The sequence below is a fragment of the Pseudomonas sp. GW821-FHT01A09 genome (assembly GCF_058986725.1).
In genome coordinates this window covers 44985-70884 of the sequence record NZ_JBYSWB010000007.1, presented here as the reverse complement: position 1 = coordinate 70884, position 25900 = coordinate 44985, and the positions used below count along the sequence as shown (strand labels likewise).

At 62.4% G+C, this 25900-nt stretch carries 25 protein-coding genes and 1 pseudogene; all 26 read right to left on the bottom strand.

What is annotated here, in order from left to right:
* Nucleotide 1: 1 nt before the first annotated feature.
* A complete protein-coding gene (locus AC3WJP_RS10680) occupies nt 2–1504 on the bottom strand; it encodes a flagellar hook-length control protein FliK (RefSeq protein WP_493721234.1) in 1503 nt (500 codons plus the stop codon).
* Nucleotides 1505–1589: 85 nt separating this feature from the next.
* Nucleotides 1590–1949, bottom strand: a complete 360-nt coding sequence (locus tag AC3WJP_RS10675; protein ID WP_493721233.1) for an Hpt domain-containing protein — start codon at nt 1947–1949, stop codon at nt 1590–1592.
* A 59-nt stretch (nt 1950–2008) separates the two neighbouring features.
* Complete coding sequence (locus tag AC3WJP_RS10670) at nt 2009–3712, bottom strand: ATP-binding SpoIIE family protein phosphatase (protein WP_493721232.1); 1704 nt, start codon at nt 3710–3712, stop codon at nt 2009–2011.
* An 8-nt stretch (nt 3713–3720) separates the two neighbouring features.
* A complete protein-coding gene (locus AC3WJP_RS10665; RefSeq protein ID WP_493721231.1) occupies nt 3721–4032 on the bottom strand; it encodes an STAS domain-containing protein in 312 nt (103 codons plus the stop codon).
* Nucleotides 4033–4138: 106 nt separating this feature from the next.
* Nucleotides 4139–4588, bottom strand: coding sequence for a flagellar export protein FliJ (gene fliJ, locus AC3WJP_RS10660; protein ID WP_493721230.1), 450 nt, complete (start codon nt 4586–4588; stop codon nt 4139–4141).
* 6 nt (nt 4589–4594) lie between these two features.
* Nucleotides 4595–5953, bottom strand: coding sequence for a flagellar protein export ATPase FliI (gene fliI / locus AC3WJP_RS10655; RefSeq protein WP_493721229.1), 1359 nt, complete (start codon nt 5951–5953; stop codon nt 4595–4597).
* 328 nt (nt 5954–6281) lie between these two features.
* Nucleotides 6282–7022 (bottom strand): annotated as a pseudogene (gene fliH / locus AC3WJP_RS10650) (flagellar assembly protein FliH); the annotation flags it as partial.
* Between the two features lie 151 nt (nt 7023–7173).
* Nucleotides 7174–8196 carry a flagellar motor switch protein FliG gene (fliG, locus tag AC3WJP_RS10645; protein ID WP_493721228.1) on the bottom strand — a complete coding sequence of 341 codons (1023 nt, stop codon included), beginning with the start codon at nt 8194–8196 and terminating at the stop codon, nt 7174–7176.
* On the bottom strand, nt 8189–10006 hold the full coding sequence (gene fliF, locus AC3WJP_RS10640; protein WP_493721227.1) for a flagellar basal-body MS-ring/collar protein FliF: 1818 nt from the start codon (nt 10004–10006) through the stop codon (nt 8189–8191). The genes fliG and fliF overlap by 8 nt, the downstream gene beginning before the upstream one ends.
* A gap of 14 nt (nt 10007–10020) precedes the next feature.
* Entirely contained in the window at nt 10021–10353 is a 333-nt protein-coding gene (gene fliE / locus AC3WJP_RS10635) for a flagellar hook-basal body complex protein FliE (protein WP_226505747.1), read from the bottom strand.
* A gap of 115 nt (nt 10354–10468) precedes the next feature.
* Nucleotides 10469–11902: a sigma-54-dependent transcriptional regulator gene (locus AC3WJP_RS10630; RefSeq protein ID WP_493721226.1), complete on the bottom strand. Its 1434-nt coding sequence runs from the start codon at nt 11900–11902 to the stop codon at nt 10469–10471.
* A 5-nt stretch (nt 11903–11907) separates the two neighbouring features.
* The gene (locus AC3WJP_RS10625; RefSeq protein WP_493721225.1) at nt 11908–13119 is read right to left on the bottom strand and encodes a sensor histidine kinase; all 1212 of its coding nucleotides are present in this window, start codon (nt 13117–13119) and stop codon (nt 11908–11910) included.
* Between the two features lie 244 nt (nt 13120–13363).
* Nucleotides 13364–14845 carry a sigma-54 dependent transcriptional regulator gene (locus AC3WJP_RS10620; RefSeq protein WP_493721224.1) on the bottom strand — a complete coding sequence of 494 codons (1482 nt, stop codon included), beginning with the start codon at nt 14843–14845 and terminating at the stop codon, nt 13364–13366.
* A 169-nt stretch (nt 14846–15014) separates the two neighbouring features.
* Nucleotides 15015–15317 (bottom strand): flagellar protein FliT, encoded by a 303-nt coding sequence (gene fliT, locus AC3WJP_RS10615; protein ID WP_493721223.1) that lies wholly within the window; start codon nt 15315–15317, stop codon nt 15015–15017.
* A gap of 49 nt (nt 15318–15366) precedes the next feature.
* Entirely contained in the window at nt 15367–15753 is a 387-nt protein-coding gene (gene fliS / locus AC3WJP_RS10610) for a flagellar export chaperone FliS (RefSeq protein ID WP_493721222.1), read from the bottom strand.
* Between the two features lie 128 nt (nt 15754–15881).
* Nucleotides 15882–17285, bottom strand: coding sequence for a flagellar filament capping protein FliD (fliD, locus tag AC3WJP_RS10605; protein ID WP_493721221.1), 1404 nt, complete (start codon nt 17283–17285; stop codon nt 15882–15884).
* An 82-nt stretch (nt 17286–17367) separates the two neighbouring features.
* Complete coding sequence (locus tag AC3WJP_RS10600; RefSeq protein ID WP_493721220.1) at nt 17368–17721, bottom strand: flagellar protein FlaG; 354 nt, start codon at nt 17719–17721, stop codon at nt 17368–17370.
* A gap of 79 nt (nt 17722–17800) precedes the next feature.
* Nucleotides 17801–18655: a flagellin domain-containing protein gene (locus AC3WJP_RS10595; RefSeq protein WP_493721394.1), complete on the bottom strand. Its 855-nt coding sequence runs from the start codon at nt 18653–18655 to the stop codon at nt 17801–17803.
* 226 nt (nt 18656–18881) lie between these two features.
* Nucleotides 18882–19148 carry a hypothetical protein gene (locus AC3WJP_RS10590; protein ID WP_493721219.1) on the bottom strand — a complete coding sequence of 89 codons (267 nt, stop codon included), beginning with the start codon at nt 19146–19148 and terminating at the stop codon, nt 18882–18884.
* Nucleotides 19145–20434, bottom strand: coding sequence for a motility associated factor glycosyltransferase family protein (locus AC3WJP_RS10585; RefSeq protein WP_493721218.1), 1290 nt, complete (start codon nt 20432–20434; stop codon nt 19145–19147). Before AC3WJP_RS10585 ends, AC3WJP_RS10590 begins: the two co-directional genes overlap by 4 nt.
* A gap of 101 nt (nt 20435–20535) precedes the next feature.
* Nucleotides 20536–21465: a ketoacyl-ACP synthase III gene (locus AC3WJP_RS10580; RefSeq protein ID WP_493721217.1), complete on the bottom strand. Its 930-nt coding sequence runs from the start codon at nt 21463–21465 to the stop codon at nt 20536–20538.
* A gap of 306 nt (nt 21466–21771) precedes the next feature.
* Nucleotides 21772–22302 (bottom strand): GNAT family N-acetyltransferase, encoded by a 531-nt coding sequence (locus tag AC3WJP_RS10575; RefSeq protein ID WP_493721216.1) that lies wholly within the window; start codon nt 22300–22302, stop codon nt 21772–21774.
* An 89-nt stretch (nt 22303–22391) separates the two neighbouring features.
* Nucleotides 22392–23444 carry a pseudaminic acid synthase gene (gene pseI / locus AC3WJP_RS10570; protein ID WP_493721215.1) on the bottom strand — a complete coding sequence of 351 codons (1053 nt, stop codon included), beginning with the start codon at nt 23442–23444 and terminating at the stop codon, nt 22392–22394.
* Between the two features lie 19 nt (nt 23445–23463).
* On the bottom strand, nt 23464–24558 hold the full coding sequence (gene pseG / locus AC3WJP_RS10565; protein ID WP_493721214.1) for a UDP-2,4-diacetamido-2,4,6-trideoxy-beta-L-altropyranose hydrolase: 1095 nt from the start codon (nt 24556–24558) through the stop codon (nt 23464–23466).
* On the bottom strand, nt 24555–25265 hold the full coding sequence (gene pseF / locus AC3WJP_RS10560; RefSeq protein WP_493721213.1) for a pseudaminic acid cytidylyltransferase: 711 nt from the start codon (nt 25263–25265) through the stop codon (nt 24555–24557). Before pseF ends, pseG begins: the two co-directional genes overlap by 4 nt.
* Nucleotides 25262–25882 (bottom strand): pseudaminic acid biosynthesis-associated methylase, encoded by a 621-nt coding sequence (locus tag AC3WJP_RS10555; protein WP_493721212.1) that lies wholly within the window; start codon nt 25880–25882, stop codon nt 25262–25264. Before AC3WJP_RS10555 ends, pseF begins: the two co-directional genes overlap by 4 nt.
* Between the last annotated feature and the right edge of the window lie 18 nt (nt 25883–25900).

The window sequence follows — 25900 nt, the reverse complement described above, 5'->3', positions numbered from 1 at the left end:
GTCAGGCGTAGTAATCCACCGCGCTGGTGCCGATCACCGAGGTGCTGTGGATAACTTGCGCAACATCGCTGGCGCCACTGTCGCTGTCGATGCCATCGCTGCGACCGAGGCGCCCACCACTGCCGCCAGAGGTTTGCTGGGCCTGCGGCTGGCCATTCTGCTGCTGTTGGCGTGACTGGTCGGACACGTTGACATCCATCTGCCCGAGGCCCTGCTGGGCGAACATCTCCTTGAGCCGCCCTTGCTGGTTTTCCAACGCCTCGCGCACGCCAACGTGGGAGCTCATGAAGGTGACCTGGGTCTGCTGGTCGTTGTTCATGGTGACCTTGATGTCCAGACGTCCCAGCTCGGCCGGTGACAACTGAATATCGGCGGACTTGAGATTCTGGCTCGACAGGTACATGACCCGGTTGACCACGCCCTCGGTCCAGCCCGACTGGTTCATGGCCAGCGGCGAGGCCGGTGGCGTAGCGGGCGCACTGCTCACGGACTTGCCGGTGGCCTGGGTCAAGGCGCTCAGACGATCGCCGAAGCTGTTGGCGCCGGCATCGCCGACCCCGCCTTTGATGCCGTTGACGCCAGTCTCGGCGCTGGCCGCACCCAGGCCCTTGTCACTGCTGCCGGCCTTGCCTTCAGCAGCGGTCTGTTGCTGGATGAGTGTGGTCAAGCCTGCTACGGCGGCATTGTCGTCAGCCTGCTGGGTCGCATTGGCCGCCTGATTGTTATCAGCCGCATGGGCCGAGGTCGTGCCTTGCGCCTTGGCGTTCTGCTCGAGGGCGAGGCGCAGTGCGGGCATATCGGCAAGCGGATCGGCGTTCGGATCGAAATCGTCGTCCGACTTGCCGGTGTCTTTGGCGCCATCCTTGGCAGCGGTGGCCGATGGCGCGACCATGGCCAGCAGGTTCGGGTCTACCGCGGGCGTGGCGGCAGCGGGCGCAGCGGCAGCGACCGCAGGATCGACGGCAGGCTTGAGCAAGGAGGGATCAAGGGCAGGGTCTGCCGCCAAGGCGGCCGTATCGGTCGCCTTGGCGTCGTCATTGGCCGCAGCCTCACTGGCCTTGTCGCTCTTGCCAGCCTTGGTGTCATCGGCCTTCGCGGCGTCGTCCTGGTCCTTGTCCTTGCTGGCGACTTTCTTGTCGTTACCCTTGGTGCTGTCGACCTTGTTGCTGTCGGTCTTGGTGCTGTCGACTTTGTCGTTGTCCGCCGCCGGTTTCGCCTTGGCAGGCAGATCCTTGCCGCTATCGGCAACGACAGGTTTGGCGGGATTGGCCTGATTGGCAAACGACGACTTGTTGGCGGCAGCATTGGCCAGCTTGTCGGCATAGGCCTGAGCGGCGTCAGCTTTCTGCGCATAGTCAGCCTGACTTTGGCGTGAATACACCGAAGCAAAGCTGTCGGCGCCCGAAGGCGCTGCCTCTTGCGTCTTGCTGGAAAGCAGGGCGTTGGCGGTGGACGTCTGGGTGGCAGACGCAGGTTGCAGTAACGGATTTGAGGCAACAGGCATGGCAAGGTCTCCGCTGCGCGGCAATCAATGGCACAGATGGCAGAGACAAAGCAAAAGCCGGGCCAACGCGGCCTGGCTTGAAGAATCAGGCGGAATATCGCTCGCGTTCGCGCTCGTAGACTGGCTTCACGACATGGAATTCGTCATAGATATCTCGAAGCAATTGCTGGATATCGCAACAACCGAGCTGGTTGGCGCATTGTTCGAGCTGCGAGCACAACTGCGCCAACACTGTCGCGCCCATATTGCTGCTGCTGCCCTTGAAGCTGTGCGCAGCCTGGCTGATCTGCTTGGGGTCGGATGCCGCCTGCAATGCCTGAAGGCGATCCTGGGAGTCGCTGAGGAAGGTATCCAGCAGTTCTGGATAGGCCTCTTCCATCACTTCCCGCAGGGAGCGAAGCACTTCGGGATCGACGTGGGGCTGGATTGCTGCTTCGATTATCACTTGTTCGCTCCTTGATCAAGCTGGGTATTCGGCTTGCTACCCGCTGGAAAATCACCGGTTCAATTGCCGACCGGACGCTGCCAGGAAAATTCGACACACACGCTACGCCCATCTTCGTCCCAGACCGCCCGCTCGCTGAGCTGCCGCACCAGGCTCATGCCGCGCCCGGACAGGCCCTGGGACGGCGTAGGCCGAGCGAGGATCTCGGGGACATCGAAACCGCTGCCGCTGTCTTCCACGCGAATGGTCAGTCGACCACCGCCCTGCCCGTCGGGCGACACCCGCAACTGCAGGCGGATGAAGCCGTCGACCAGCGCGTCGAGACGCTCGTTGCGCTGGCGATAATATTGGGCAAAACCTTGAGCATCTCGCTTGAGCGCCGAATCCAGCCCCAATACACCGTGTTCCAGCGCATTGGAGTATAGCTCTGTCAGCACGCTATAGAGGGCACCGCTCTGCGTACGCAGACCATGCACTTCCTGCAGCGACTGCAGCAGGTACGGCAGCGGGTTGAAGCGGCGCAAGGTTTCGCCACGATATTCAAAAGCGGCCGACCAGTCCAGCGGACTCGACTGGCCGCTGTCGGAAAAAACCACCGGGGTGTGCGGCAGGCTCGCCGGCTCGACCACAAAGATCTGCACCATGCTGACGTCATCCCGTGACTCACCACGGAATTCGTCCAGCGCGGTCTGTATTTCCTCGAACAATCGATGGGGCCAGCGGTTGTTGCGCAGCACCGCATCGAGCCGCTCGGCGCCGAACAGCTGGTCCTCGCCGTTGGCCGTGTCGATCACGCCATCGGACAACAGGAACAACTGGTCGCCCTGGCTGAGCGAGTGCACCTCGGTCTTGTCGTTGAAACCTTGGCGCGACAGCACACCGAGGGGCAGATGGCGGGATTGCAGGGCGATCCGCTCACCGCCCTGGCAAAGAATGTAGCCATCCGGCAGGCCGCCGTTCCAGACCTCGACCTGCAAGCGCTGAAAGCTGACGTTGAGCATGGTGGCGCAGCAGAACATGTCCACCGGCAGGATGCGTTTGAGCTTGGCGTTCATTTCTCGCAGGATTTCCGCCAGGCCATAGCCCTTGGCGGTCATGCCATAGAAGACTTCGGCCACCGGCATGGCGCCGACGGCGGCCGGCAGGCCATGACCGGTGAAATCGCCGAGCAACACATGCATGTCACCGGACGGGGTGAAGGACGCCAGCAGCAAGTCACCGTTGAACAGGGCATAAGGCGATTGCATGTAGCGAATATTCAACGAGCTGAGGCAACCGGAGTGGGCGATCTGATCGAACACCGCCTTGGCCACTCGCTGCTCGTTGAGCAGGTATTCATGGTGCTGGGAAATCTGGTTGCGCTGTTCCAGGACCGTGGCCTGCAGGCGGCGCAGGCGATCCATGGCGGTGATCTTGGCGGCGAGTATCACCTGGTTGTAGGGCTTGGCCAGAAAGTCGTCGCCACCCGCTTCCAGGCACGCCACCAGCGCCTGCTCCTCGCTCATGGAAGTCAGGAAGATGATCGGTACCAGCTCTTCACCGGCCATGGCCTTGATCCGCCGCGCCGCTTCGAAGCCATCCATCACCGGCATCATCGCATCGAGCAGCACCAACTGCGGACGCTGGGTTTCGAACACCCGCACCGCTTCTTCGCCGTTTTCGGCCTGCACCACGTAATGGCCCTGACGGCGGACGATGGAAGACAGCAACATGCGGTCGGTCATGTTGTCGTCGGCGATCAACACCGTCAGCGGGTCAGGCACGGGCAGAGTCAAGAGATGTCGAACAGCTTGTCGAAGTTGGAGATGGCCAGGATCTTGCGAACATCGGGCGAGCTGTTGGTGATGTTCACCTCCGCGGCTTCGCCACCGGCATAGTCGCGCAAGAGCAACAACATGCCCAGCGCCGAGCTATCGAGGTAGGTCGCGTCCTTGAGGTCGATGACGAAGGCTTTAGGCTTGGGAAAAACGCTTTCGTATTGTTCTCGAAACTGCTGGTGAGCGCCGAAGTCGAAACGGCCCTTGATCGCGATGGTCAACTTTTTCCCATCGTCGTCTTTCGTGGCAGTTACTTCTGTGGTCATGGGATATTCCTTTAGGATTATTGCCAACACTGACAAAGGTTTAGCATCGGCACGCGCCTACAGCAACCCCGGCAGGCGGTGAAAATAGTTTTATCCTTGCCTGGCCTCAGTATTGCTCGCGCTGCGGCAGGCGCTGCGACAGTTCGTCAAGCAAGCGCTGTTCGCGGCGATCCTCAAGCCGGCGCGCTTCCTCAGCATAGCGCAGCACCAACTTGCGCAGGCCTTCGACGCGGGCATAGGCTTTCTGCCACACGTTGCGGGCGCTGTTGAGGTTGCCCTGGTGCCAGGCCAGGCTCTTGTGCTGCTGGGCCACGGCGGTTTCCAGTTGATTGAGGAAGCGTTGATAGTTCATCAGCCACTGCCCCGAGACACCACGACTGCCCTGAGTCATCCATTGCTGCTGATAGTCGCTGCGAAACTTTTCCAGCTCCGCGAGCTTGGCGTGGGACAGGTTGACCTGGCCCTGAAAGTGGCCAAGCCGCTGCGCCGCCTTTTTTTCGACGCTCTCGGCCATCTCCACCACAGGCGCCAGACGCGCCGCTCGACTCATCGCCATGATCTATCAGCCCGGCGCCACAGGCGCGAAAACCGCCGCGAGACGATCGCGGCTGTCCTGCAGGCTTTCGTTCTCTTGCAGGCCCTGGCGCAGGTAACGCACCAACGCAGGCTGCAGAGAGATCGCCAGGTCGGTCTCGCGATCACCACCGGCAACGTAGGCCCCCACACTGATCAGATCACGGCTCTGTTGATAGCGTGACCACAACTGCTTGAACTGCTGGGCCTGCCCCATGTGCTGCGGGCTGACCACCGAAGGCATGACCCGGCTGATCGAGGCTTCGATGTCGATGGCGGGATAATGCCCCTCCTCCGCCAATCGCCGGGACAGCACGATGTGCCCGTCAAGTACGCCCCGCGCCGAGTCGGCGATCGGGTCCTGTTGGTCATCGCCCTCGGACAGCACGGTGTAGAAGGCGGTGATCGATCCGCCACCGGCTTCAGCGTTACCGGCGCGCTCCACCAACTTGGGCAGCTTGGCGAACACCGACGGCGGGTAACCCTTGGTGGCGGGCGGCTCGCCGATGGCCAGGGCAATCTCGCGCTGGGCTTGGGCATAGCGGGTCAGGGAGTCCATCAGCAACAGGACGTTCTTGCCCTTGTCGCGGAAATATTCGGCGATACGGGTGCAGTACATGGCGGCGCGCAGGCGCATCAGCGGCGCGTCATCCGCGGGCGAAGCCACCACCACCGAGCGCTTGAGGCCCTCGGGCCCCAGGCTGTGCTCGATGAACTCCTTGACCTCGCGCCCCCGCTCACCGATCAGCCCGACCACGATGATGTCCGCCTCGGTAAAGCGCGTCATCATGCCCAGCAGCACGCTCTTGCCCACCCCGGTGCCGGCGAACAGGCCCAGGCGCTGGCCGCGACCGACTGTGAGCAAGCCGTTGATGGAGCGGATGCCCACGTCGAGCGGCTGGCTGATAGGGTCGCGCTTGAGCGGGTTGATGGTAGGGCCGTCCATCGGCACCCAGTCTTCGGCCTTCATGCCGCCCTTGCCGTCCAACGCGCGGCCGGCGCCATCCAGTACCCGTCCGAGCATGGTCATGCCCATCGGCAGGCGTCCGGTATCGGCCAATGGCACCACGCGGGCACCTGGGGCGATGCCGGAGACACTGCCCACCGGCATCAGAAACACCTTGCTGCCGGAGAAGCCCATGACTTCGGCCTCGACCTCGACGGCGTCATAGCTGACGTCGTTGATCACCCGGCAGCGGCTGCCCATGGCGGCGCGCAGACCCTCGGCTTCGAGGGTCAGGCCGACCATGCGCAACAGCCGGCCTTCGACGACCGGCTGGCGTGGCAGGTCTATGGCCTGTGGATAACTCGACAGGCGCTTGAGGAAGCTGGTGCGATCAAGACGCATCGCCGGGCTCCGACGGTTTGGCCTTGGGCTTGGCCCGTGACCTGGTTTCAGGCTTGGCCTGTTCGGCGGCGGTCTCGTCGGCCGCCGCTTCGGGCGCGGCGTCAGAGGAAGTGTCTGCATCGAGCTCGGCATCGAGCTGCGCCAGATCGGCGGCCAATTCGCTATCCAGGTCGACGGCGCCACTGCCATCGGCGTCGAGGTCGGCATGCGCCTCGGCCGCCGCGGTAATCGGCTCGGGCGCTAGCGGCTCGACGATTTGTGCCTGTCGGGCGGCGGCTGCGGCTCTGATCTGGGCCTGATGATGCAGGTTCTGGGCCTCGACCGCCGCCAGGTCGATGGCGATGTCCGACTCGGCGGGATGCATGCCCTGCTCGTGCAATTGCCCGAACATCATGGCGATGGCCTGGGTGATGCGTGTCTCGATGGTGGCATCGATACGGCTGTGTTCGGTCTCGACCCGGCAGCCACCTGGCATGAGCGCCGGATCCTCGAGAATGCGCCAGTTCTCTTCATGACGCTCGCGCAGCGCCTTGACCTGCACGAAGTCCTGGGGATTGACGAAGATCCGTACATTGTTGGCACCCATGGGCAGCAACTTCAAAGATTCGCGCAACACGGTTTCGATCAGGCTTGAGTCGATGGCGAGTTCACGTTGAATGACTTCGCGAGCGATATGCCCGACCAGCTCCACCATGGACTTTTCGATCTGCGCATCCTGCTCGGCGATGGGCAGGAACAGATGCACCATGACTTGTTCAAGGGCAGCCAGTTTCGCGGCGAGGGCGATTTCGGCCTCCTGGCGAACCTTGATCTGGGTGCTGTGGAAACCCTCACGCTCGCCCACCGCGAAGCCCTCGTTGTAGGCCTCCTGGCGGATGCTTTCGAGTTCTTCGAGGGTCAGCGGCTGGACTTCGTCGAGGGGGACTTCTTCAATCTCCTCGATCACTTCAGGCACCGGCTCCGGTTCCGGCAGCTCGGGATCGAAACTGGGCAGTGACCAGACGTCGAAGCCTCGCAGGTCTTCGGCGCGGATCAGTTCACTGGCGGGTTCATTGCTGGGGCGCGACATGCTTTTATCCTGATGCTGGGTTCCAGACCCTGTAGCGGGGGGGCTTGCCCCCGAAAACTGTTCGCTCCACCACATCATTGGCCGATTGCAGATTTTTCGGGGCAAGCCCCCTCGCTACAGCGTCAGCTGTGGCCTCTTCATACACCGGTGATCAGATCATCTCCTCGCCACCTTTGCCACCCAGCACGATCTCGCCGGCTTCGGCCATACGGCGGGCAATGGTGAGGATTTCCTTCTGCGCGGTCTCGACGTCGCTGACCCGTACCGGGCCCTTGGCTTCGAGGTCGTCGCGCAGCAGTTCCGAGGCACGCTTGGACATGTTCTTGAAGATCTTTTCCTTGACCCCGTCGTCGGCGCCCTTGAGCGCCACCACCAGCACATCCGAAGACACTTCGCGCAGCAGCGCCTGGATACCGCGGTCGTCGACGTCCTTGAGGTTGTTGAAGACGAACATCAGGTCTTCGATCTGACCGGACAGATCCTCGTCCACTTCGCGGATCGAATCCATGAGCTGGCCTTCGACCGAACTGTCGAGGAAGTTCATGATATCCGCGGCACGCTTGATACCGCCCAGGGTGGTCCGCGAGGTGGTCGAGTTGCCAGCGAACTGCTTCTCGAGAATGGTATTGAGTTCTTTCAACGCCGCTGGCTGCACGGTGTTGAGCGACGATACCCGCAGGATGATGTCCAGGCGCACCTTGTGGTCGAAGTGGCCCAGCACCTCGCCCGCCTGGTCCGGGTCCAGATAGGCGACTACGATCGCTTGAATCTGCGGGTGCTCGAAACGGATGACATCGGCCACGGCACGCGGCTCCATCCATTTCAGGCTGTCCAGGCCACTGGTGTTGCCGCCCAGGAGGATGCGGTCGATCAGGCCGTTGGCCTTGTCTTCGCCCAGGGCCGAGGTCAGCATCTTGCGGATGTAGGTGTCCGAACCGACGCCGAGGCTGGTCTGATCGCCGACGCTGGCGACGAACTCGCTCATCACCTGCTCGACCTGCTCGCGGTGCACGTTGCGCATCTGCGCCATGGCCACGCCCACCCGTTGCACTTCCTTCGGGCCCATGTGCCGCAACACTTGCGCGGCGTCGGTTTCACCCAGCGAAAGAAGGAGAATGGCGGCCTTGTCGACCTTGGTCAGTTTGGGGGCCGCAACGGCCTGATTGCTACTCATCGGCGTTAATCCACTCTTTCACGACCTGGGCCACACGGCCCGGGTCTTCGGCCACCAGACTCTTGATTGCATTCAACTGCGCGTCATAACCCTCGCTCGGGCTTGGCAGCAGAATGCTCTGCGGCCCGCCGAGGCTGACGCGATCGTCGGCCACATCACCCATCAGACCACCGGCCATACCGCCACCGGCCATACCTGCGCCCATCATCGCGCCGTCAGCACCGCCGGAAGCCGCGAGGCCTTTGCCGCCCTTGCCGCCACCGGTGATGTTGTTGAGCACCGGACGCAGTACACCGAATACCAGCACCAGGATGAACAGCACACCCAGCGCCTGCTTGACCACATCCCAGAACCAGGGCTGCGAGTAGAACGGAATGCTCGGGATGACTTCACCGGTGTCCGGCGCGAAGGCCGAGTTGATCACCGTCACGCTGTCGCCACGGCTGGCGTCGTAACCGACGGCGTCCTGTACCAGACGCGTGAAGCGCGCCAGATCTTCGGCGCTCCAGGGCGTGTGAGTCACTTCGCCATTTGCGGCGTTGACCTTGGCCTGATCGTCGACCACCACCGCCACCGACAGACGCTGCAAGCGGCCCTGCTGCTGACGGGTGTGGCTGATGGAGCGATCGAGCTCGAAGTTCTTGGTCGACTGCTGACGCTTGTCGGCCGGATACGGCGCCAGCATCGGCTGACCTGTGGCCGGATCCATGATCTGTTGACCGTTGGCATCCACCAGCGGTTGCCCCGGCTGAATCGCCGCAGCTGCGCCCGCTGCCCCGCCCGCAGTGGTCTGCGGGGCGGTCGCCGGTGCCGGTGGCTGGTTGCTCAAGGCACCCGGCACACCCGATGGACCGCTGCTGCTGGAGCGCTGCTCGGTGGTCGACTGCTCGCTGCGCAACGCCGGTTGATCCGGGTTGAACTGCTCGGAGGTGGACTCCACCGCGCTGAAATCGACGCTGGCCGAGACTTCAGCCTTGTAGCGGTCATTGCCCAGCACCGGCGCCAGAATGCTCTGCACCCGCTGGGTAAGCATGCTTTCCATGCGCCGGGTGTAGTCGAATTGCTTGCCGGCCATGGTCAACTCGGAATTGCCGGTCTGGTCGGACAGCAGGTTGCCCTTCTGATCCACCACGGTAACGCCGGACTTGTCCATTTCCGGAATGCTGGTGGCGACCAGGTTGACGATCGCCATCACCTGACCCGGATCGAGGGTACGGCCGCCGTACATTTCCACCAGTACAGATGCAGTCGGTTTGCGCTCGTCACGGACGAACACCGAGCTTTTCGGAATGGCCAGGTGTACGCGCGCGGCCTTGATCCCGTTGAGGCTGGAGATGGTACGCGCCAGCTCGCCTTCCTGGCCGCGACGGTAACGGGTCGCCTCCATGAACTGGCTGGTGCCCAGGCCTTGGTCCTTGTCGAGAATCTCGAAGCCGACGTTGCCGTCATTCTGCGTCACGCCCGCCGAGGCCAGGGCCAGACGCGCCCGGGAGAGATCTTCGGACTTGACCAGCAAGGCGCCGGAGTTGGGCTCGACGTTATAGCTGATATTGGCGGTGGCCAGGGTGTCCATCACCTGTTTGGTGTCCATACCGGCCAGACTGCTTACCAGCGGACGATAATCCGGCTGTTGCGACCACAGGACCACGGCAAAACCGATGGCCACACTGGCGGCCAGCCCGACCAACAGGCCGACCTGCCGGAGCACCGGCATCTTGGTGATGTTATCCAGGAAATTCAGGCCCGGCAGGGAGCTCTTGCCCCCCGCGCCACCTGTTTTTGCCGGTACGTTATCCACTGCTTCAGCCATGACTCAATTCGTCCTCAGACCGGCATCTGCATGATGTCTTGGTAAGCTTGAACCAGTTTGTTGCGCACCTGGGTGAGCGCCTGGAAGGAAACCTGAGCCTTCTGCGACGAAATCATGACATCGGTGATATCCACACCGCTCTTGCCGATCTCGAAGGCGTTGGACAGCTGATTCGAGGCCTGCTGCGTTTCGTTGACCTTGCCAACGGCATTGCCGAGCAGATCGGCAAAGCTGCTGCCACTGACTTCCGGCACGGCGGTCGCGGCCTTGGCCGACGAGCCCATGGCTTCGGCCTGCATGGCACGCATGTCCATCATCAAACGGTTGAATTCAATACCTTGGCTCATGGACGTCTCTCTCCGCCGGTCCGCAATTTTTTGACACTGAAACAGCTTCTGTCAGTAGAGGTAGCAACAAGGGTGCCAGCTCTCTGTGACAGCGATACAAATCCGATACGAATCGTTAGCTAGCGAACAAAAACGCTTCGACGTCCATGCCCGCGTCGCGCATTTGCGCCAGCTTGTAGCGCAAGGTCCGAGGGCTGATGCCAAGACGCTCGGCTGCCTCCTTGCGCCGCCCGCGCTCGGTGCGCAGGGTATCGATGATCACCTCGAATTCGCGCCGGCGCAGATCGTCGCCCAGGCCACTGAGGGCCTGCGGCTCATCTTCCGCCTTGCTTGTCGGGATTGAAACATTGGGGGCGCGCAACAGGGCGGGTGCGCCGACCGGTGGCAAATGCACGCTGCCGATAGGGCCGGCCAGGCAGAAGTCCTCGGCGCGAATGACGCCGCCTTGCTGCAGGATCAGCGCGCGCTGGATGGCGTTGTCCAGTTCCCGCACGTTACCGGGCCAGGCATAGCTCACCAGGCAGGCTCGAGCGTCTTCACACAGACGCACCGGGGCATGCTTCATTTTATTGACGTGCTTGGCCAGCAGGCGCTCGGCCAGCGGCAGAATGTCGGCGGTGCGCTCGCGCAAGGGCTTCCAGGCCAGGGGAAAGACCGACAGGCGGTAGTAGAGGTCTTCGCGAAAGCGCCCGGCGGCCACTTCCCCGGCCAGATCGCGGTTGGTGGTGGCGATGACGCGGATGTCGAGGGCGATCGGCTTGCGCCCGCCTACGCGCTCCACTTCCCGCTCCTGCAGCACCCGCAGGAGCTTGGCCTGCAGCCCCAGGGGCATTTCGGAAATCTCGTCGAGCAGCAAGGTGCCGCCGTCGGCCTGCTCGAACTTGCCCGCCTGGGCGGCGATGGCACCGGTGAACGAGCCTTTCTCATGGCCGAACAAGGTGGCCTCTAGCATGTTGTCAGGGATGGCCGCGCAATTGATCGCCACGAACGGCTGGCTCGCACGGCGCGATTGCAGATGAATGTACCGCGCCAGTACTTCCTTGCCGGTGCCCGACTCGCCGGAAATCAGCACGGTCGAATCGCTGCGCGCGACCCGTGCGGCCAGCTCCAGCAGTTGCGCACTGGCCGGCTCCTGCGCCACCGGGCCGTCATTGTCGTTGCCTTGCGCGCCGCCCAAGGCATGGCGCGCCACCAGATCGAGCAACGCCCGGGGCTCGAACGGTTTGACCAGATAGTCCGCCGCGCCTTGGCGCATGGCGTCGACGGCCCGCTCGACCGCGCCGTGGGCGGTCATCAGCAATACCGGCAGTTGCGGCTGCAAGGCGCGCAACCGCGCCAGCAGTTGATGGCCATCCATGCCGGGCATGTTGACGTCGCTGACCACCAGTGCGAAGGGTTCGCGGGTGACCGCCTCCAAGGCTTCCTCTGCACAGCTCACCGCACGGTAGGCGCAGCCGCCCAGTTCGAGGGTATCGCCGAGGGCTTCGCGCAGCGCGCGGTCGTCCTCGACCAGCAATACCTTGATTTCTCTCTGGCCTGTGGCTTGCATCGACCTTACTCCTGAGTGGCGAACAGCGGCAGCGTCACCATGGCGCAGGTACCGCGACCTGGGCGGGAGCGCAGTTGCAGCTCGCCCTGGTGCGCCCGCGCCACCGCCTTGACGACCGCCAGCCCGAGGCCGGTGCCGGTCGTCTTGGTAGTAAAGAAGGGTTCGCCGAGGCGCGCCAGGGTTTTGGCATCGATACCGCTGCCGCTGTCGGTGACGCACAGGCGCAGGGTGTCGGCGCGACGGTACAGATGCAACTTGATGCGCGCCTGACCACCACTGGCCTGAACGGCGTTTTCGATCAGATTGAGCACCGTGCCCACCAGGGTATCGCGATTGCACAGCAGCTCGCCGCGCACGGTATCGCACTGCCAGCGCACCTGCTGGCCCTCGAGCTGCACATGGGCGGCTTCCTGCAGCGCTTGGAACAGCGCAACCGGCGTCAGACGGTCGTTGAGGGGCAACTCGCCGCGGGCAAACACCAACATGTCGCGCACCTGGTGCTCGAGCTCGTGCAGGCGCTCCTTGAGACGGCCGGCGAAACGCTGCTGGGTCTCGGCCGGCAGGATCTGCTCGGTCAGATGACTGGCGTACAGCAAGGCGGCCGACAGTGGCGTGCGGATCTGATGAGCGAGGGAAGCGACCATGCGCCCCAACGAGGACAAACGCTCATGACGAGCCAGTTCGCCTTGCAGCCGACGGGTTTCGGTGAGGTCGTTGAGCAGCACCAGTTGACCCGGCTCGGCATCCAGCGAGCGGGTGGCGATCGACAGACGGCGACCGTCCTTGAGGGAAATCTCGTGACCGTCGTCCTCGCGCGGGGCGAAGCAGCGGCTGATCACATTGCGCCACAATTCACCCTCCAGAGGCTCCCCGAGCAAGTCGGCCGCCGCCGGATTGGCCTCGCGCACCTGACCATGGGAGTCGATGACGATAACCCCACCCGGCAGCAGGTTCAGCAAGCTCTGCAGGCGGTTGGCGATGACTTCTTTCTCCGCCAGTTCGGCCATGCGCTGAGCGCTCACCACTGCAAGCTCGCCCTTGAGTTCGGCTACCCGTGTCTCCAGCAGGCTGTAGGACTCGCTGAGCTGGCTGGACACCTGGTTGAACAGGGCAAAAGCCTGCTCCAGGCTTGGCCGTTCGGCCGTCTGAGGATCAGGGGTGACGTTAGCTGCAAAGGCAGCTGGCGGGGTCGATGACATGGGGGCGGCCTGGGACATCTTGCTCTCTCATGTGGGCTCACCGTCAAAAACGGTATCGTCCTTGAGACATAGCAATAGCCGTGCCGGAACATTTGCACTGTGACGGGGTTCGCAAAAAGCTTTGCATCAAACACCATACAATGTCGAAATATTCAACGAAATCAGGTGTTTGCAGGGGGTCAGCCAAAGGCTGCGGGGGAGAGTTTCAAAGCTCGCGTGACCGCCGGTCCGTTATCGATACCGGCGGTCCGCCTATCTGGCGTCAATCGTCCGACTGATCGTCGCCTTCACCGTTGCCGCGGCTCATGCCGTATTTGCGCATCTTCTCCACCAGGGTGGTACGACGGATACGCAAGCGCTCGGCAGCCCGGGCAACGATACCGTTGGCGTCATCCAGCGCCTGCTGGATCAGGCCCTGCTCCAGGCCACCGAGGTAGTCCTTGAGGTCCAGGCCTTCGGGCGGCAGCATGGCGCTTGAGGCGAAGTCCGGGGTGTGACCGTTGATGGCCACGCGTTCTTCGAGATCGCTGCGCAGGCTGTCCACCAGTTGCTCGTCTTCGTCGTCGACGTAGCGGAATTTCTTCGGCAACTCGGCAACGCCGATCACACCATAGGGATGCATGATCGCCATGCGCTCCACCAGGTTGGCCAGCTCGCGCACGTTGCCCGGCCAGCCATGGCGGCACAGCGACATGATCGCGGCGGAGTTGAAGCGAATCGAGCCGCGCTTTTCGTGTTCCATGCGCGAGATCAGTTCGTTCATCAGCAACGGGATGTCCTCGACGCGTTCGCGCAGCGGGGCCATCTCGATGGGGAATACATTCAAGCGGTAGTACAGGTCTTCGCGGAAGGTCCCGACCTCGATCATGCTCTCGAGGTTCTTGTGGGTCGCGGCGATGATCCGCACGTCGATGCTCTGGGTCTTGTTGCTGCCCACGCGCTCGAAGGTACGCTCCTGCAGCACGCGCAGCAGCTTGACCTGCATCGGCAGCGGCATGTCGCCGATCTCGTCGAGAAACAGGGTACCGCCATTGGCCAGCTCGAAACGCCCGGCGCGGCTGGTGATGGCTCCGGTGAACGCGCCCTTCTCGTGGCCGAACAATTCGCTTTCGAGCAGCTCCGCGGGGATGGCCCCACAGTTGACCGGCACGAATGGCGCATCGCGGCGCTTGGAATGGTAATGCAGGTTGCGCGCGACCACTTCCTTGCCGGTACCGGACTCGCCGAGGATCAGCACACTGGCGTCGGTATCGGCCACTTGCTGCATCATCTGCCGCACATGCTGGATGGCACGGCTGGTGCCGACCAGGCTGCGGAACAGGTTGGGCTCGCGCTGACGGCCGCGTTCACGGGCCTGGTCGTACATCTCGCGATAGACCTGGGCGCGGTGCAGGGAGTCCAGCAGCTTGCTGTAGCTGGGCGGCATTTCGAGGCTGGAAAGAACACGACGACGCTGGTCGTCAGGCAATTCCGCGGGCGAGACATCCGACAACAACAGCACCGGGAGGAACTCATCCCAGGCGCCCAGGGTCTTGACCAGGGCCTGCAGGCTGCCGGGTGCGGTGACCGCACCGATCAGCACGCACAGGACCTCACGACTGGAGCCCAGCCCTTCGACCGAGTGCTGCCAATCCTGGCTTGAGCAGGACAGGTTGTCTTCACCGAGGAAATTCAGAATGACCGCGAGGTCGCGCCGACGGACGCTATCGTCATCGATCAGCAGGATTTTGGTTTCACGCCACATGCAATAGCAACTTCCCTAGTCAACTCGACGCCCAGAAGGGGCTAGCTCGACGTATTTGAAGGCCGGTTCAGCTCTTTGACGACTGAACCTTGCCAACAGCCACTAGTAAAGTCAAAAAAATGGTCATAGTCAAATTTATGGCGACTTTAGTACCCACTTTCAAACACAACTAGCCGAACAGATGGTATACCTTCGCAGCGCTATTCGCTTGGCGAACTTGCATGACTTCGTCGAACAAGGCTTGACGTTCTCCCGTCGCCGCGTCGATTACCGTTTTATACACGAACAGTAGTTTTTCCAGACTGTTACGCAGCTCACCCTCATGTGCCTTGAAATCCGCCACGCCCGTCAAGCCCTCGACGCAGTCGCGGCAGGCCAGATCGAGCTGGGCGATCGCTGACCAGTCTCGACGCTCCAGGGCGCCAACCAGCGCTTCGCGGGTTTCTTCAATACGTTGCATTGCGACCGACATGGTAATGACCTCGGGTGCTTGCGAACTGCCTGGTGTCGAACCCAGGGTACTAGACGACGGGAGCGATGGCATCCCAACCTTCCTTGACCGTGATCATCAGGCCAGCGACTTCGTCGATGATCTTCACGTCGGTCTTGATATTGGCTTCGGTCAGGCGCGTCATCATGTAGGTATAGAGGGCGTCGACACGGGCCACTTCCTTGGCCGAATTGGTCATGTCGAGGCCTTCGCGCAGGCCACCGATCAAGGCGACGGCACGGGTGATCGCCAGGCCTTTGCCGGGGATATCCTTGCGCGCGATAGCGCCTTTGGCCTGGGCCAGGCGATCGAGCACGCCTTGCATCAACATCTGCACCAGGCGATGAGGGCTGGCCTCGGAAGTCTGTGCCTGCGCGGTTACGTTCTGGTATTGCCGAAGAGCTCGCATCGGGTTCATTTGCTTGCCTCACCACAACTGAAGTGATCTGTATATTCTCTGTATCGGCGTGCGGTCCGGATACTTTAGGCGAAAAGTCAAAAGCCCGGCACACGCTTGCGCATGGCCGGGCTTTCAATCGAGCGACATCAGGACTGCGATGCAGTCAGGTTGTCGAAGAACGAGGTGATGCTGGTCGCCGTGGCCTTCATCTGCCCGACCAGGGTATCCATGGCGTTGTATTTGGCAGTCAGGGTCGCGGTGAAGGTTTCGACGTGCAGGTCCAGCGCTGTCTGCTTGTCTGCCAGGTCCGACTTGGTCTTGTTCAGCTGCGTGTTGCGCTGATCGAGAATGCCGCCGGTCTGGGTATAAGGCGTCAGTACCGCGGTCATTCTCGCGACCACGCCATTGGTGCCCGAGAACATCGCCTGCACCTGACTGCCCAGCCCCTTGTCGGTCATGGCCGAAGTGAACTTGGTGCTGTCGAACGTCAACTGACCCGAGGTGAAGTCGGTGCTGATGCCCAATTGCGACAGGACCGTCAGGCTGCCGCTGGTGGTGGAAGGCGTCGACAGCACGCTGCTCATCGCGGACAGCAGCGAGCGCGGCAACGAGTCACCGGTCATCGCGCCACTGACGACGTTGCCGTCGGAATCGGTGGTCGTGGCCGTCAGCGATTTCACCGCGGTGGTCAGGGTGTTGTATGCCGTGACGAACGACTGCAGCGCGCTTTGCAGGCCGGAGGTGTTCGAGGCCACGGTGATGGTCGTCGGTACGCTGGCGCTGGCATTGATAGCGGTCAGGTTCAAACTCAGGCCGCCAATCGCGTTACTCACCGTGTTGCTGGAACTGGTGACCGACAGACCATCGATGGTCAGCTTCGCATCGGCGCCCTGGGTGATGTAGCCACCCGCGGTGCTGCTGCTCGAAAAGGCCGTGGTGCCATCGACCGCCAACTCGCTGATGCCACTCATGGTCAGGTCATTGCCCGCACCGGTCGTGGAAGAGGTCAGGACCAACCGCGAACCTTGGGTATCGGTAATGATGTTGGCGGTGATGCCCTTGGATTGCAGCGAGCTGTTGATCGAGTCACGCACTGTCTGCAACGTCGCGCCGGAACCTACCGACACACTGTAGTTAGTGCCATTTTGACTGATCTGCAGGGTACCACTCGAAATAGCACTACTCGAACCGCCGGAAAACGACGGGCTGGCAATCTTCGAACCGCTGGCCAGCTGGTTGACGACCACGTTGTAGGTACCCGCTACCGCCGTATTGTCCGAGGTCGCAGTAATGTTGGAGCTCGAGGATGTCGCGGCAAAGGCGTTGAAGGCGGGCGTGGTGGTGCTGCCCAGGGTGGTCAAGGCGGTCTGATAGGCTGCCATGGCACTCTTGAGCGTACCAATCGCCGAAATACTGGCGGTGTTGGCCGTGGTACCGTTGGTGATCTGCGTCTGCGCGGCCAGCTTGTCCGAATCAACCAGCGCGGTCACGATCGAGTTGATGTCCAGCCCCGAGCCAAGGCCCGTGGATGTGGTAATAGGACTCGTCATGTGGATCTCCTGGAATTAGTTGCCGGTCGTTTGACCCGCACACACCCCTGCATGGGTGTGGAAACACTTTTCATGCCAGTTCTCAGACTTTGCCGTCGAACAGCACGCTACCCTGCTTGCTCACGTTATCGGCCAGCTTCAGCGCTTCTTCAGTGGGCATCTGACGAATGACTTCGCCGGTCTCGGTGGACACCACCTTGACGATTGCAATGCCGTGCACCTGGTCGATGGAATACTCCAGGTCGCGCTCGGTGGCCCTGAGAAACTGATCGATGGCCTTTACGGCAGAATCGACACTCGCAGGCTTTACGGAAGAGTCGGCAGAGGCCCCGGTAGCGGTCGTGATCGCCATAGCCGAATCGGCCGTACCGGTGATATCGCTAGAAGGCTTTGTCGCCGCTGTATAAGCAGTATTCAGCTTGACGTTGACGTCCATTTGGGGACCTCCACAAAGTAAAAAAGCGAGAGAGCACGCTGAGCGCCCTCTCCCGCCGAAGCCTAAGCTTTAAACAGTCTTACTGAAGCAGTTTCAGTACAGCGGATGGCAGTTGGTTAGCCTGTGCCAGTACCGAAGTCGAAGCTTGCTGCAGGGTTTGCTGCTTGGTCAGGTTAGCAGTCTCTGCGGCGAAGTCGGTATCCTGGATACGACCCAGTGCAGCAGTTGCGTTCTGGTTCACGTTCTGCAAGTTCGAGATGGTGCTGGACAGACGGTTTTGCGAAGCACCCAGGTTTGCACGAGTGGAGTTGATGGTCTGCAGAGCGGCGTCGATTGCAGTGATAGCGTTAGCGACGGTCGAAGCAGCAGTACCCGTGGTACCACCAGTACCAGTGATCGAAACCGAGCTGCCGACACCCAGGGTGTTGGCGTCGAAGCTGGAGCTCAGGGTCAGCGTGATGGTGTTGGCCGAACCAGTGTTGGAACCGACTTGCAGATTCATGGTGCCAGCCGAGCCGTCCAGCAGGTTCTTGCCGTTCAGGTTGGTCGAAGCCGAGATACGGGTCAATTCATCCGACATCTGGGTGAATTCAGCGTTCAGTGCAACGCGGTCGCTGGAGCTGTTCGAGTCGTTCGCAGACTGCACGGCCAGTTCACGCATACGCTGCAGAATGTTGGTCGATTCCTGCAGAGCACCTTCAGCGGTCTGAGCCATCGAGATACCGTCGTTAGCGTTCTTGATCGCTACGGTCTGGCCACGAATCTGGCTGGTTTCCTTGGTAGCGATCTGCAGGCCGGCGGCGTCATCTTTTGCGCTGTTGATTTTCAGGCCAGAAGACAGACGAGTCATGGAGGTGGTCAGAGCATCGGAAGCTTTGTTCAGGTTGTTTTGAACGGCCAAAGATGCAACGTTGGTGTTTACGCCTAACATAATGAATTCCTCGTGGTTTGGGTACTGGTCCGGCCCTGGCTACAGCCGGTGTGGCCTAGAGAACCTTCGTAATAGTTATCGTCGTGGTGGGCGTTTGCTTGAGCCCTTTTTGAAAGTTTTTTTGCCTTTTTCGCCAGACCCCACGTGAATCAAGGCCTTGAGCAAAATTTGACGCCAAAAAACTTCCACGACGATCCGTTGCTCTGAGAACCGCGTCACACTCCGAGGCTTATGCCTGGTCGTGCTTCAACAGCTGCAGCAGATCTACTTCCAAGGTATCGGCCAGTCCCAACCAATCTTGACGCTCTTGTGCGTGCAATAACGCATTCAGTACGGCGGGGCACTGCTGGGCCACGTCAGGCGGGCAGCCCTGCAGCGTATTCATCAACCCCTCGAACACTTCGACCATCCGCAACGCCGCCTCCACATCGCGCCCCAGGCGAAACAGCGCCGCACATTCCCGTGCCCGGCGTTCGAATGCGAGATCGACACTCATGCCACGAACTCCGGGTGATAGTGCGTGCCGGCGATCCGCGCGCCGTCACGACTGGTATTGAAGAACTCCACCTGCGGATGACGCGCGATGAAGCGCTCGAGCTCCATCAGGTAACTGCGGAAATTGAGTTGGGTCTTGACCCGCTGGCCATGACCATCGTGCAACCAGTACCGCGCGGCATTCACGGACGGGCCCAATTCCCCGTCCAGCCAGCCGGCATGGGTCTTGCCGCGAGGAAACGCAAAGTCGGCGCCGAACAGGGTGATCCGTCGCGCGCCCATCTTCACCGCCAGGTCAACGGCCGGATGCAGCACGCTGCCGGCCGTATGCAGATTGCCCCGGGGCAGGCGTGTGCGCATCGCGTCGTACAGCGGGCTGGCGGAATAACCCGCGTAACGTGGGCCCTGCCAACGCTCCAGAACATCCGCGGGCACCAGCGGCAGATACACCAGCGTCACCGCCTGAGAGTCCTCGGGAGGCAGGTGGCGCTCGCTGATCAGTTGGTCGACGCTGACCACCAGGTCGGGCACGATGCCGTGTTTGCGCAAGGGCCGATAGGCGGTGTCGACGCTGATGATCAAGGGCCGTTCAGCAAGCTGGGCAATCGCCTGGAGCGCCGCGAAATGCTGCTCCAGACTCGGCCCCGTCGCAATCACCAGGACCTCGCGGCCGTGCAGCGTACCGAACAGTCGGGCGACATCGGGATCGCTGCGCACCAGCGCCTCGGTCTCCTGCAGGCGCTGCAGGAGATGCGCTTGCTCGGTGGCGAAGTGGCGATTGTTGAACGCCAGATGAGTCTCGCTTACCAGGCGATCTCGCATCCGTGCATTGAAATCATCGGCCAGCACCATCTCGCCAGGCAGGGCGAAAAACGGCAGGGCCATTTCGCTGTGCTCCCCCGCCAGGCTCAGTTCGATGCGCGGGTCCTCGAGCCATGGGCGTTGGTCGAGCAAACCCAGGACCAGGGCGAAGAGCGCACTGTTGAGGATGTACACCTGCAAGCTGCGCAGTAGCGGGCGCTCCAGCAGCACGGCCTGCAGATCCCCCAGGCCGGTGCCGTAGAGATGCACCACGGCGCTGTCCGGGGCCAGGGTGTCGGCCTGCAGGCGCGCCTCGGCGTGGCGATCGTAACGGCTGGTCAGCTGCACCCCATCGAGGCTCAGGGTGACCCCGCAGCCCTGGACTCGCTGCGACAGGGCAGCGACGTCCTCACCCTGCAGCCGTGCCCACAACGCCGGCCAGCGGCGCTGGAGGACTTCACCGTTGGCCTGGAATGTTTCGTTCATGGCGCTGCGATTCCCTGAAAACGACTGCGCCCAAGGTTAACTCACCTTGGGCGCAGACACATGGCTGGCGGGGCTCCCGACGTGGCGGGAGCGGCCACGGCTCAAGGCCGATAGATGATCGCCGAACCCCAGGACAGACCGACACCGAATCCGCTCAGGGCGACGCGCTTCCAGCTGGAGTCGAGGACGTGTTTTTCCAGCAGCAGCGGCACGCTGGAAGACACCGTGTTGCCGGTCTCGAGCATGTCCTTGACGAACTTCTCCGGCGGCGCGGCTTCGAAGCGGCGTGCCACGGCGTCGACGATCGCGGCGCTGCCCTGATGAATGCAGAACGCGTCGATATCCTCGGCACTGAGGCCCGACTCGTCGAGCAGCTCGTGCAAATGCGCGGGCACCTTGAGCAGGGCGAAGTTGAACACCTGCCGGCCGTTCATGAAGAACACGCCATCGCTGACCTTCAGGTGCGGCGCGCCGGAGCCGTCGGTACCGAACTTGGCCTTGCCCAGCTGCCACGGGGCGTCTTCGCCCATCCAGGTGGCCGTGGCGGCATCGCCGAAGAGCATGGTGGTGTTACGGTCTTCAGGGTCGACGATCTTCGAATAGGGGTCGGCGGTGATCAGCAGGCCGTTCTTAAGGCCCGCGGCTTCCATGAAGCCCTTCATTGCATAGATGCCGTAGACATACCCCGAGCAGCCCAGGGAGATGTCGAACGCGGCAACCTGGGTCGGCAAGCCGAGCTTGTCCTGGACGATCGCGGCCGTGTGCGGCAGGCCTTCTTCGTCGCCGTTCTGGGTGACGACGATCAGCGCGTCGATGGACTCGCGCTCGAGTTGCGGGTTGTTCGCGAACAGCGCGTTGACGGCCTCGACGCACAGGTCGGAGGTTTCCTGCGCGGCGTCCTTGCGCGGCAGGAACGCCGAACCGATCTTGCCCAGGATGAAGTCTTCGTCCTTGGCAAATTTGGCACCCTGCGCGTAGTTATCGACACCGGCCTTCGGCACGTAACTCGCTATGCTTTTTATGCCAATCATTCTGGCTTCCCAATAATAAACCGCTGAATATCACCGCTCGGATGGATCGAGAGGCCGACAGAAACCGGCGCCGCACGGCTCGCAGAGGGCAGCAGCCGGCGGCGCCACAGGCGCGAAGGCCCGGCCATTCGGCCCAGGATCCTCTTCAACGCCCACAAAAACATGACAGTGGGATGCACTGCGTGACCCATAGGTCACGCCAATATAACGTCTGCGTCGCATTTTGTGACATTTTTGCTTGAGTCAGCCAGCGCGGCGGACTTGCCCTGCGTTGTCTCCACGCTCGCCGGCTGCCGCCGACGCGGGTCACCGATCAGCGAAATACGCGGGGTTCAGGCAGGCCACGCAAACGCGATCCACCGATTCGCCATCGACCCAGTAATAGCCTTTCTGGGTGCCCTCTATTACCCAGCCGGCGGCGGTATAGGCTTTGATCGAAGCGATATTGCCGGCCAGCATGCCACTGTGCAGGCGGCGGATGTCAAAGCTGGAAAAGGCGATCTGGTTGGCCAGGGCTATCGCCTTGCGCGCTACGCCTTGGCCAAGAAACTGGCGATTGCCCACCAGGCACACCAGGTCGGAGGTCTTGTTCTTGAGGTCCATCGGGCCGATTTTGACGTTGCCGATTTTTTCGGCTGATGGCCCCTCGATCAAAAAATACCTCCACAGCCCTGATTCCAGGCCCTTGTGGTAATCAGCGAAGATCATGTCCGGGGTGAACATTCGCCCAGAACCGGTGAAATAACGCAAATGCCCGTCCTGGTTATCGAACCAGGCCAGGTATTGATCATCGATATCCTCCACTTCAAGCGCGCGCAGCGTTATTTCGATGCCCATCATCTACCTCGATTATTCATTGGCCCTGCCCGCTCGACCCCGTATGCAGAAACCCAGCGCCAAGCGAGCCCGTGGCCATCGGCAAAGACTCAGTCGACCATCGACCAATCCAGCGCCGTGCCGCGCTGCAGCGGCAGGCGGGCACGGCGGGTGAGCAGCGTGTCGATATGTTTGGGCGCCAGGCCGAGCCCGGGGCGAATGGCCCGCAGGTTATCGGCGCTGAAAGGCTCACCGGCGGCCATATCACGCACCACGTACAGGGATCGGCGGTACACCAGCGACTTTTGTTCGGCCGTGGTCGGGCCGTAATGGACTTGCCCCAGGGCCTGCCACGCCCGCTCGGTTTCGATCACCAGACTGTGCAGCTCTGCCGGCTCCAGCGAGAAGCTGGCATCGACGCCGCCGGCGGCACGGCTCAGGGTGAAGTGCTTTTCGACCACGCTCGCCCCCAGCGCCACCGCGGCGACCGCTGCGCCCACTCCCATGGTGTGATCTGACAACCCCACTTCGCAGCCGAACAGCTCGCGCAGATGCGGGATAGTGCGCAGGTGGGTGTTGAGCGGTTGGGCCGGATAGGTGCTGGTGCATTTGAGCAGCAGCAAATCCTGGCAACCCGCCGCCCGTGCAGCGCGCACGCTTTCATCGAGCTCGGCGACGCTGGCCATGCCGGTGGAAATGATCACCGGCTTGCCGGTGGCCGCCACGCGCCGGATCAGCGGCAGGTCGGTATTTTCGAAACTGGCGATCTTGTAGGCCGGCACGTCGAGGCTTTCGAGAAAATCCACAGCGGACTCATCGAATGGCGATGAGAACGCCAGCATGCCATGGGCCTTGGCCCGGGCGAAAATCGGTGCGTGCCACGCCCATGGCGTATGGGCCTGCTCATACAGAGCAAACAGCGAGGTGTCAGCCCACAGGCTGTCGGGGTCGCTGATCCGAAACTCGCCTTGGTCCAGGTCCAGGGTCATGGTCTCGGCCGTGTAGGTCTGCAGCTTCAGCGCGTGCGCGCCTGCAGCGGCAGCGGCGTCGACTATGGCCAGCGCGGTATCCAGCGACTGATTATGATTGCCGCTCATTTCGGCAATGATGAAGGGGGCCGAGCCCAGACCGATAGTCCGCGTGCCGATCTTGAAAACGCTCATGGCTGCTCCTTGAAAACCGCTATTGAATGAATGTGCCAAGTGATGTCGCAACCTGTTGCGACTGCAGGGCCAGCGCCACCCGCCGCGCGCCGAAGCCGTCCACCAGTTGCCGAGTACGCTGGGCATACTGCTGGCGCAGGTCGAAACGCTGCAACAGCTCGCCGATGGCCGTTGCCAGCATCGGCACCGAGACCGCCGCGCAGGGGCCCAGATAAGTCTGCATGCCCGCCGCCGCCATGGCCTCGGCGTTGGCCTGCTGGTTGTCGGCGACGGCCATGCACAGGGTCGGCAGGCCGAGGGCCGCGCGCTCCCAACTGCTGCCGCCACCGGCGCCGATAAACAGATCTGCCGCCGCCATCAACTGGCCAAAGTCATTGCTATGGGCCAGCAAGCGCCACCCCTCTTGCTCGGCCACACAGGCGTGCAAGGCGTCCAGATCCGGATTGCCGATACCCGCCACCAACGTCACCTGCAGCCCAGCGAAGTCCCGGAGCGCCTGAGCCGCCTTGAGCGTGTGGCCGCCACTGTCCATGCCGCCGAAGTTCACCAGAACCTGCTCCACCTGCGGACGCACCACGCGTGCGTCCCGCTGAAATTCCTCGCGCAGCAGCGCATAGCGCGGTCCCAGCAGGCAGCGACAGGGCCCGGCCAGCCAGGGCGCATAACGCTGCTCGCTGGCGATGTAGTTCTGGTCGAGCAGCAGATCGACCGCGTGGGGGCGATCGGCCAGGTCATCGATCGCCGCAACGTGCGCAGCCCATGCCCGGGCGGCGGACTCCCAGTGCGCATCGAGGCCGTAATGATCGACCACGATCCAGTCGAAGGCCGCACCGCTGGGCAAGGCGGCTGCCAGTGCGCGGCTATCGGCCTGGGAGAAGGGTGCCATGCTGGCGGGTGCAGAGGTCGCCGAGCTCGCGACAAGGCTGGGCGATTCGAGGGTCAGCAGGGTGTAGCCGGGACCGCTGACCAGCGCCTGCAGGCTGCTCGGCAGCGCGCGGCAGGCAAAGGTGATCTGCGCGCCCAGCGACTTGAGCGCAGCCGCCAGTGCCAGGCAGCGCATGACATGGCCGCTGCCGATGAGCGCCGACGCATCGGCACGGATCAGCACCTTCACGGCTGCAACTCGCCACCGGCGCGCAACGCGGCGTGCAGATACTCGGCACGCGTCCAGTCCTCAGGGGTGTCGATATCCTGAACCAGATGCCGCGGCAGCACGACCGGCACGCTGCACTCCGAGAACAGCACGTCGCCGCGCAGCCAGGCCTCGCTGCGGCCCCAATAGAACTGCGCCGCATCCTGATAGGCCGGGGCCAGATCCTGGGAGCGCACCTGGCGAAACTCGGGATACATGGCCGTCAGTTGCCCTTGCTCGTTGATCGCCAGTGCCCGCTGGACCGGGAAGCCGAAGTCGCATACCGAGAACGCATAGGACGCCAGCGGCCGGGCGCGCAATGCCGCAAGCCCTGCAGCGAGGAAACGCTGCTGCAACAAGGGCGCCGTGGCGTAGATGCAGCAGCTGTACTCGGCCGACGTGCCGCTCTCCTGCAGAGCCCGTATTGCGTGGGACACCACTGCCGCAGTGCCGGTAAACGCATCCGCGAGGGTCGCCGGGCGCACGAACGGCACCTCGGCGCCGCACGAGCGCGCCACTTCGCTGATCTCGGGGTCGTCGGTGCTGACAATCACCCGCTCGAACAAGCCACTGGCCAGCGCCACGGCAATGGAGTGAGCGATCATGGGCTGGCCGTTGAACAGCTTGATGTTCTTGCGCGCAATACGCTGGCTGCCGCCCCTGGCAGGGATAATGGCGATGGCGCTCATGGGCGCTTTTCCAGCAAGAACCACGTCACGTCGTCCAAGGCGAACTGGCGATCACGATGGTAGGCAAAGCCGTAGTCGAGCAATTGCAGATCGGCGTAGCGATCGAGCATTTCGCCGGCGAAATCACGTTTGAACAATTTGCCCGCGTGGCCGCGATAGGGAACCTCCACCGGCACAGGATTGTAGTACTCACAAATCAGAATGTAGCGGCTGCTGAGGTTGTACAACTGCTCGTAGGCCACTGCCAGCATCTGCGGATCCAGGTGGATCAGCACTCCCTTGACCAGGGTCAGGCTGAAAGGCTCCGGACTGCGATAGTCGAACAGCGATCCATGCCATACATCCGCCAACCCCAGCGCCTGGGCCTCGGCGCAGGCCAATGCGTTGATCTCCACCCCTTGCAAGCGCGCCAGCGGCAGCGCCTGGTGCAGGGCCTGCAGGTTGTTGCCGATATTGGTCCCCAACTCCAGCACGCTGTCGATCGGCCCGGCAGCGCACAGAGCCCGGGTGAAGAGCGCAAGATTGGCCGTTACCAGGCACTCGCCCTGATTGCGCGACACGTACTGGTCGCCGAAGTCACCGCGCCAGAAATGCTCTTGGTCAGTCAAGCTACGCATGGGTCAGTCCTTCTCTCT

Coding starts and splice junctions, on each gene's coding strand:
- AC3WJP_RS10680 (WP_493721234.1), bottom strand. CDS start 1,504: ATGCCTGTTGCCTCAAATCCGTTACTGCAACCTGCGTCTGCCACCCAG.
- AC3WJP_RS10665 (WP_493721231.1), bottom strand. CDS start 4,032: ATGACCACAGAAGTAACTGCCACGAAAGACGACGATGGGAAAAAGTTG.
- fliJ (WP_493721230.1), bottom strand. CDS start 4,588: ATGGCGATGAGTCGAGCGGCGCGTCTGGCGCCTGTGGTGGAGATGGCC.
- fliI (WP_493721229.1), bottom strand. CDS start 5,953: ATGCGTCTTGATCGCACCAGCTTCCTCAAGCGCCTGTCGAGTTATCCA.
- fliG (WP_493721228.1), bottom strand. CDS start 8,196: ATGAGTAGCAATCAGGCCGTTGCGGCCCCCAAACTGACCAAGGTCGAC.
- fliF (WP_493721227.1), bottom strand. CDS start 10,006: ATGGCTGAAGCAGTGGATAACGTACCGGCAAAAACAGGTGGCGCGGGG.
- fliE (WP_226505747.1), bottom strand. CDS start 10,353: ATGAGCCAAGGTATTGAATTCAACCGTTTGATGATGGACATGCGTGCC.
- AC3WJP_RS10630 (WP_493721226.1), bottom strand. CDS start 11,902: ATGCAAGCCACAGGCCAGAGAGAAATCAAGGTATTGCTGGTCGAGGAC.
- AC3WJP_RS10625 (WP_493721225.1), bottom strand. CDS start 13,119: ATGTCCCAGGCCGCCCCCATGTCATCGACCCCGCCAGCTGCCTTTGCA.
- AC3WJP_RS10620 (WP_493721224.1), bottom strand. CDS start 14,845: ATGTGGCGTGAAACCAAAATCCTGCTGATCGATGACGATAGCGTCCGT.
- fliT (WP_493721223.1), bottom strand. CDS start 15,317: ATGTCGGTCGCAATGCAACGTATTGAAGAAACCCGCGAAGCGCTGGTT.
- fliS (WP_493721222.1), bottom strand. CDS start 15,753: ATGAACCCGATGCGAGCTCTTCGGCAATACCAGAACGTAACCGCGCAG.
- fliD (WP_493721221.1), bottom strand. CDS start 17,285: ATGACGAGTCCTATTACCACATCCACGGGCCTTGGCTCGGGGCTGGAC.
- AC3WJP_RS10600 (WP_493721220.1), bottom strand. CDS start 17,721: ATGGACGTCAACGTCAAGCTGAATACTGCTTATACAGCGGCGACAAAG.
- AC3WJP_RS10590 (WP_493721219.1), bottom strand. CDS start 19,148: ATGAGTGTCGATCTCGCATTCGAACGCCGGGCACGGGAATGTGCGGCG.
- AC3WJP_RS10585 (WP_493721218.1), bottom strand. CDS start 20,434: ATGAACGAAACATTCCAGGCCAACGGTGAAGTCCTCCAGCGCCGCTGG.
- AC3WJP_RS10580 (WP_493721217.1), bottom strand. CDS start 21,465: ATGATTGGCATAAAAAGCATAGCGAGTTACGTGCCGAAGGCCGGTGTC.
- AC3WJP_RS10575 (WP_493721216.1), bottom strand. CDS start 22,302: ATGGGCATCGAAATAACGCTGCGCGCGCTTGAAGTGGAGGATATCGAT.
- pseI (WP_493721215.1), bottom strand. CDS start 23,444: ATGAGCGTTTTCAAGATCGGCACGCGGACTATCGGTCTGGGCTCGGCC.
- pseF (WP_493721213.1), bottom strand. CDS start 25,265: ATGAGCGCCATCGCCATTATCCCTGCCAGGGGCGGCAGCCAGCGTATT.
- AC3WJP_RS10555 (WP_493721212.1), bottom strand. CDS start 25,882: ATGCGTAGCTTGACTGACCAAGAGCATTTCTGGCGCGGTGACTTCGGC.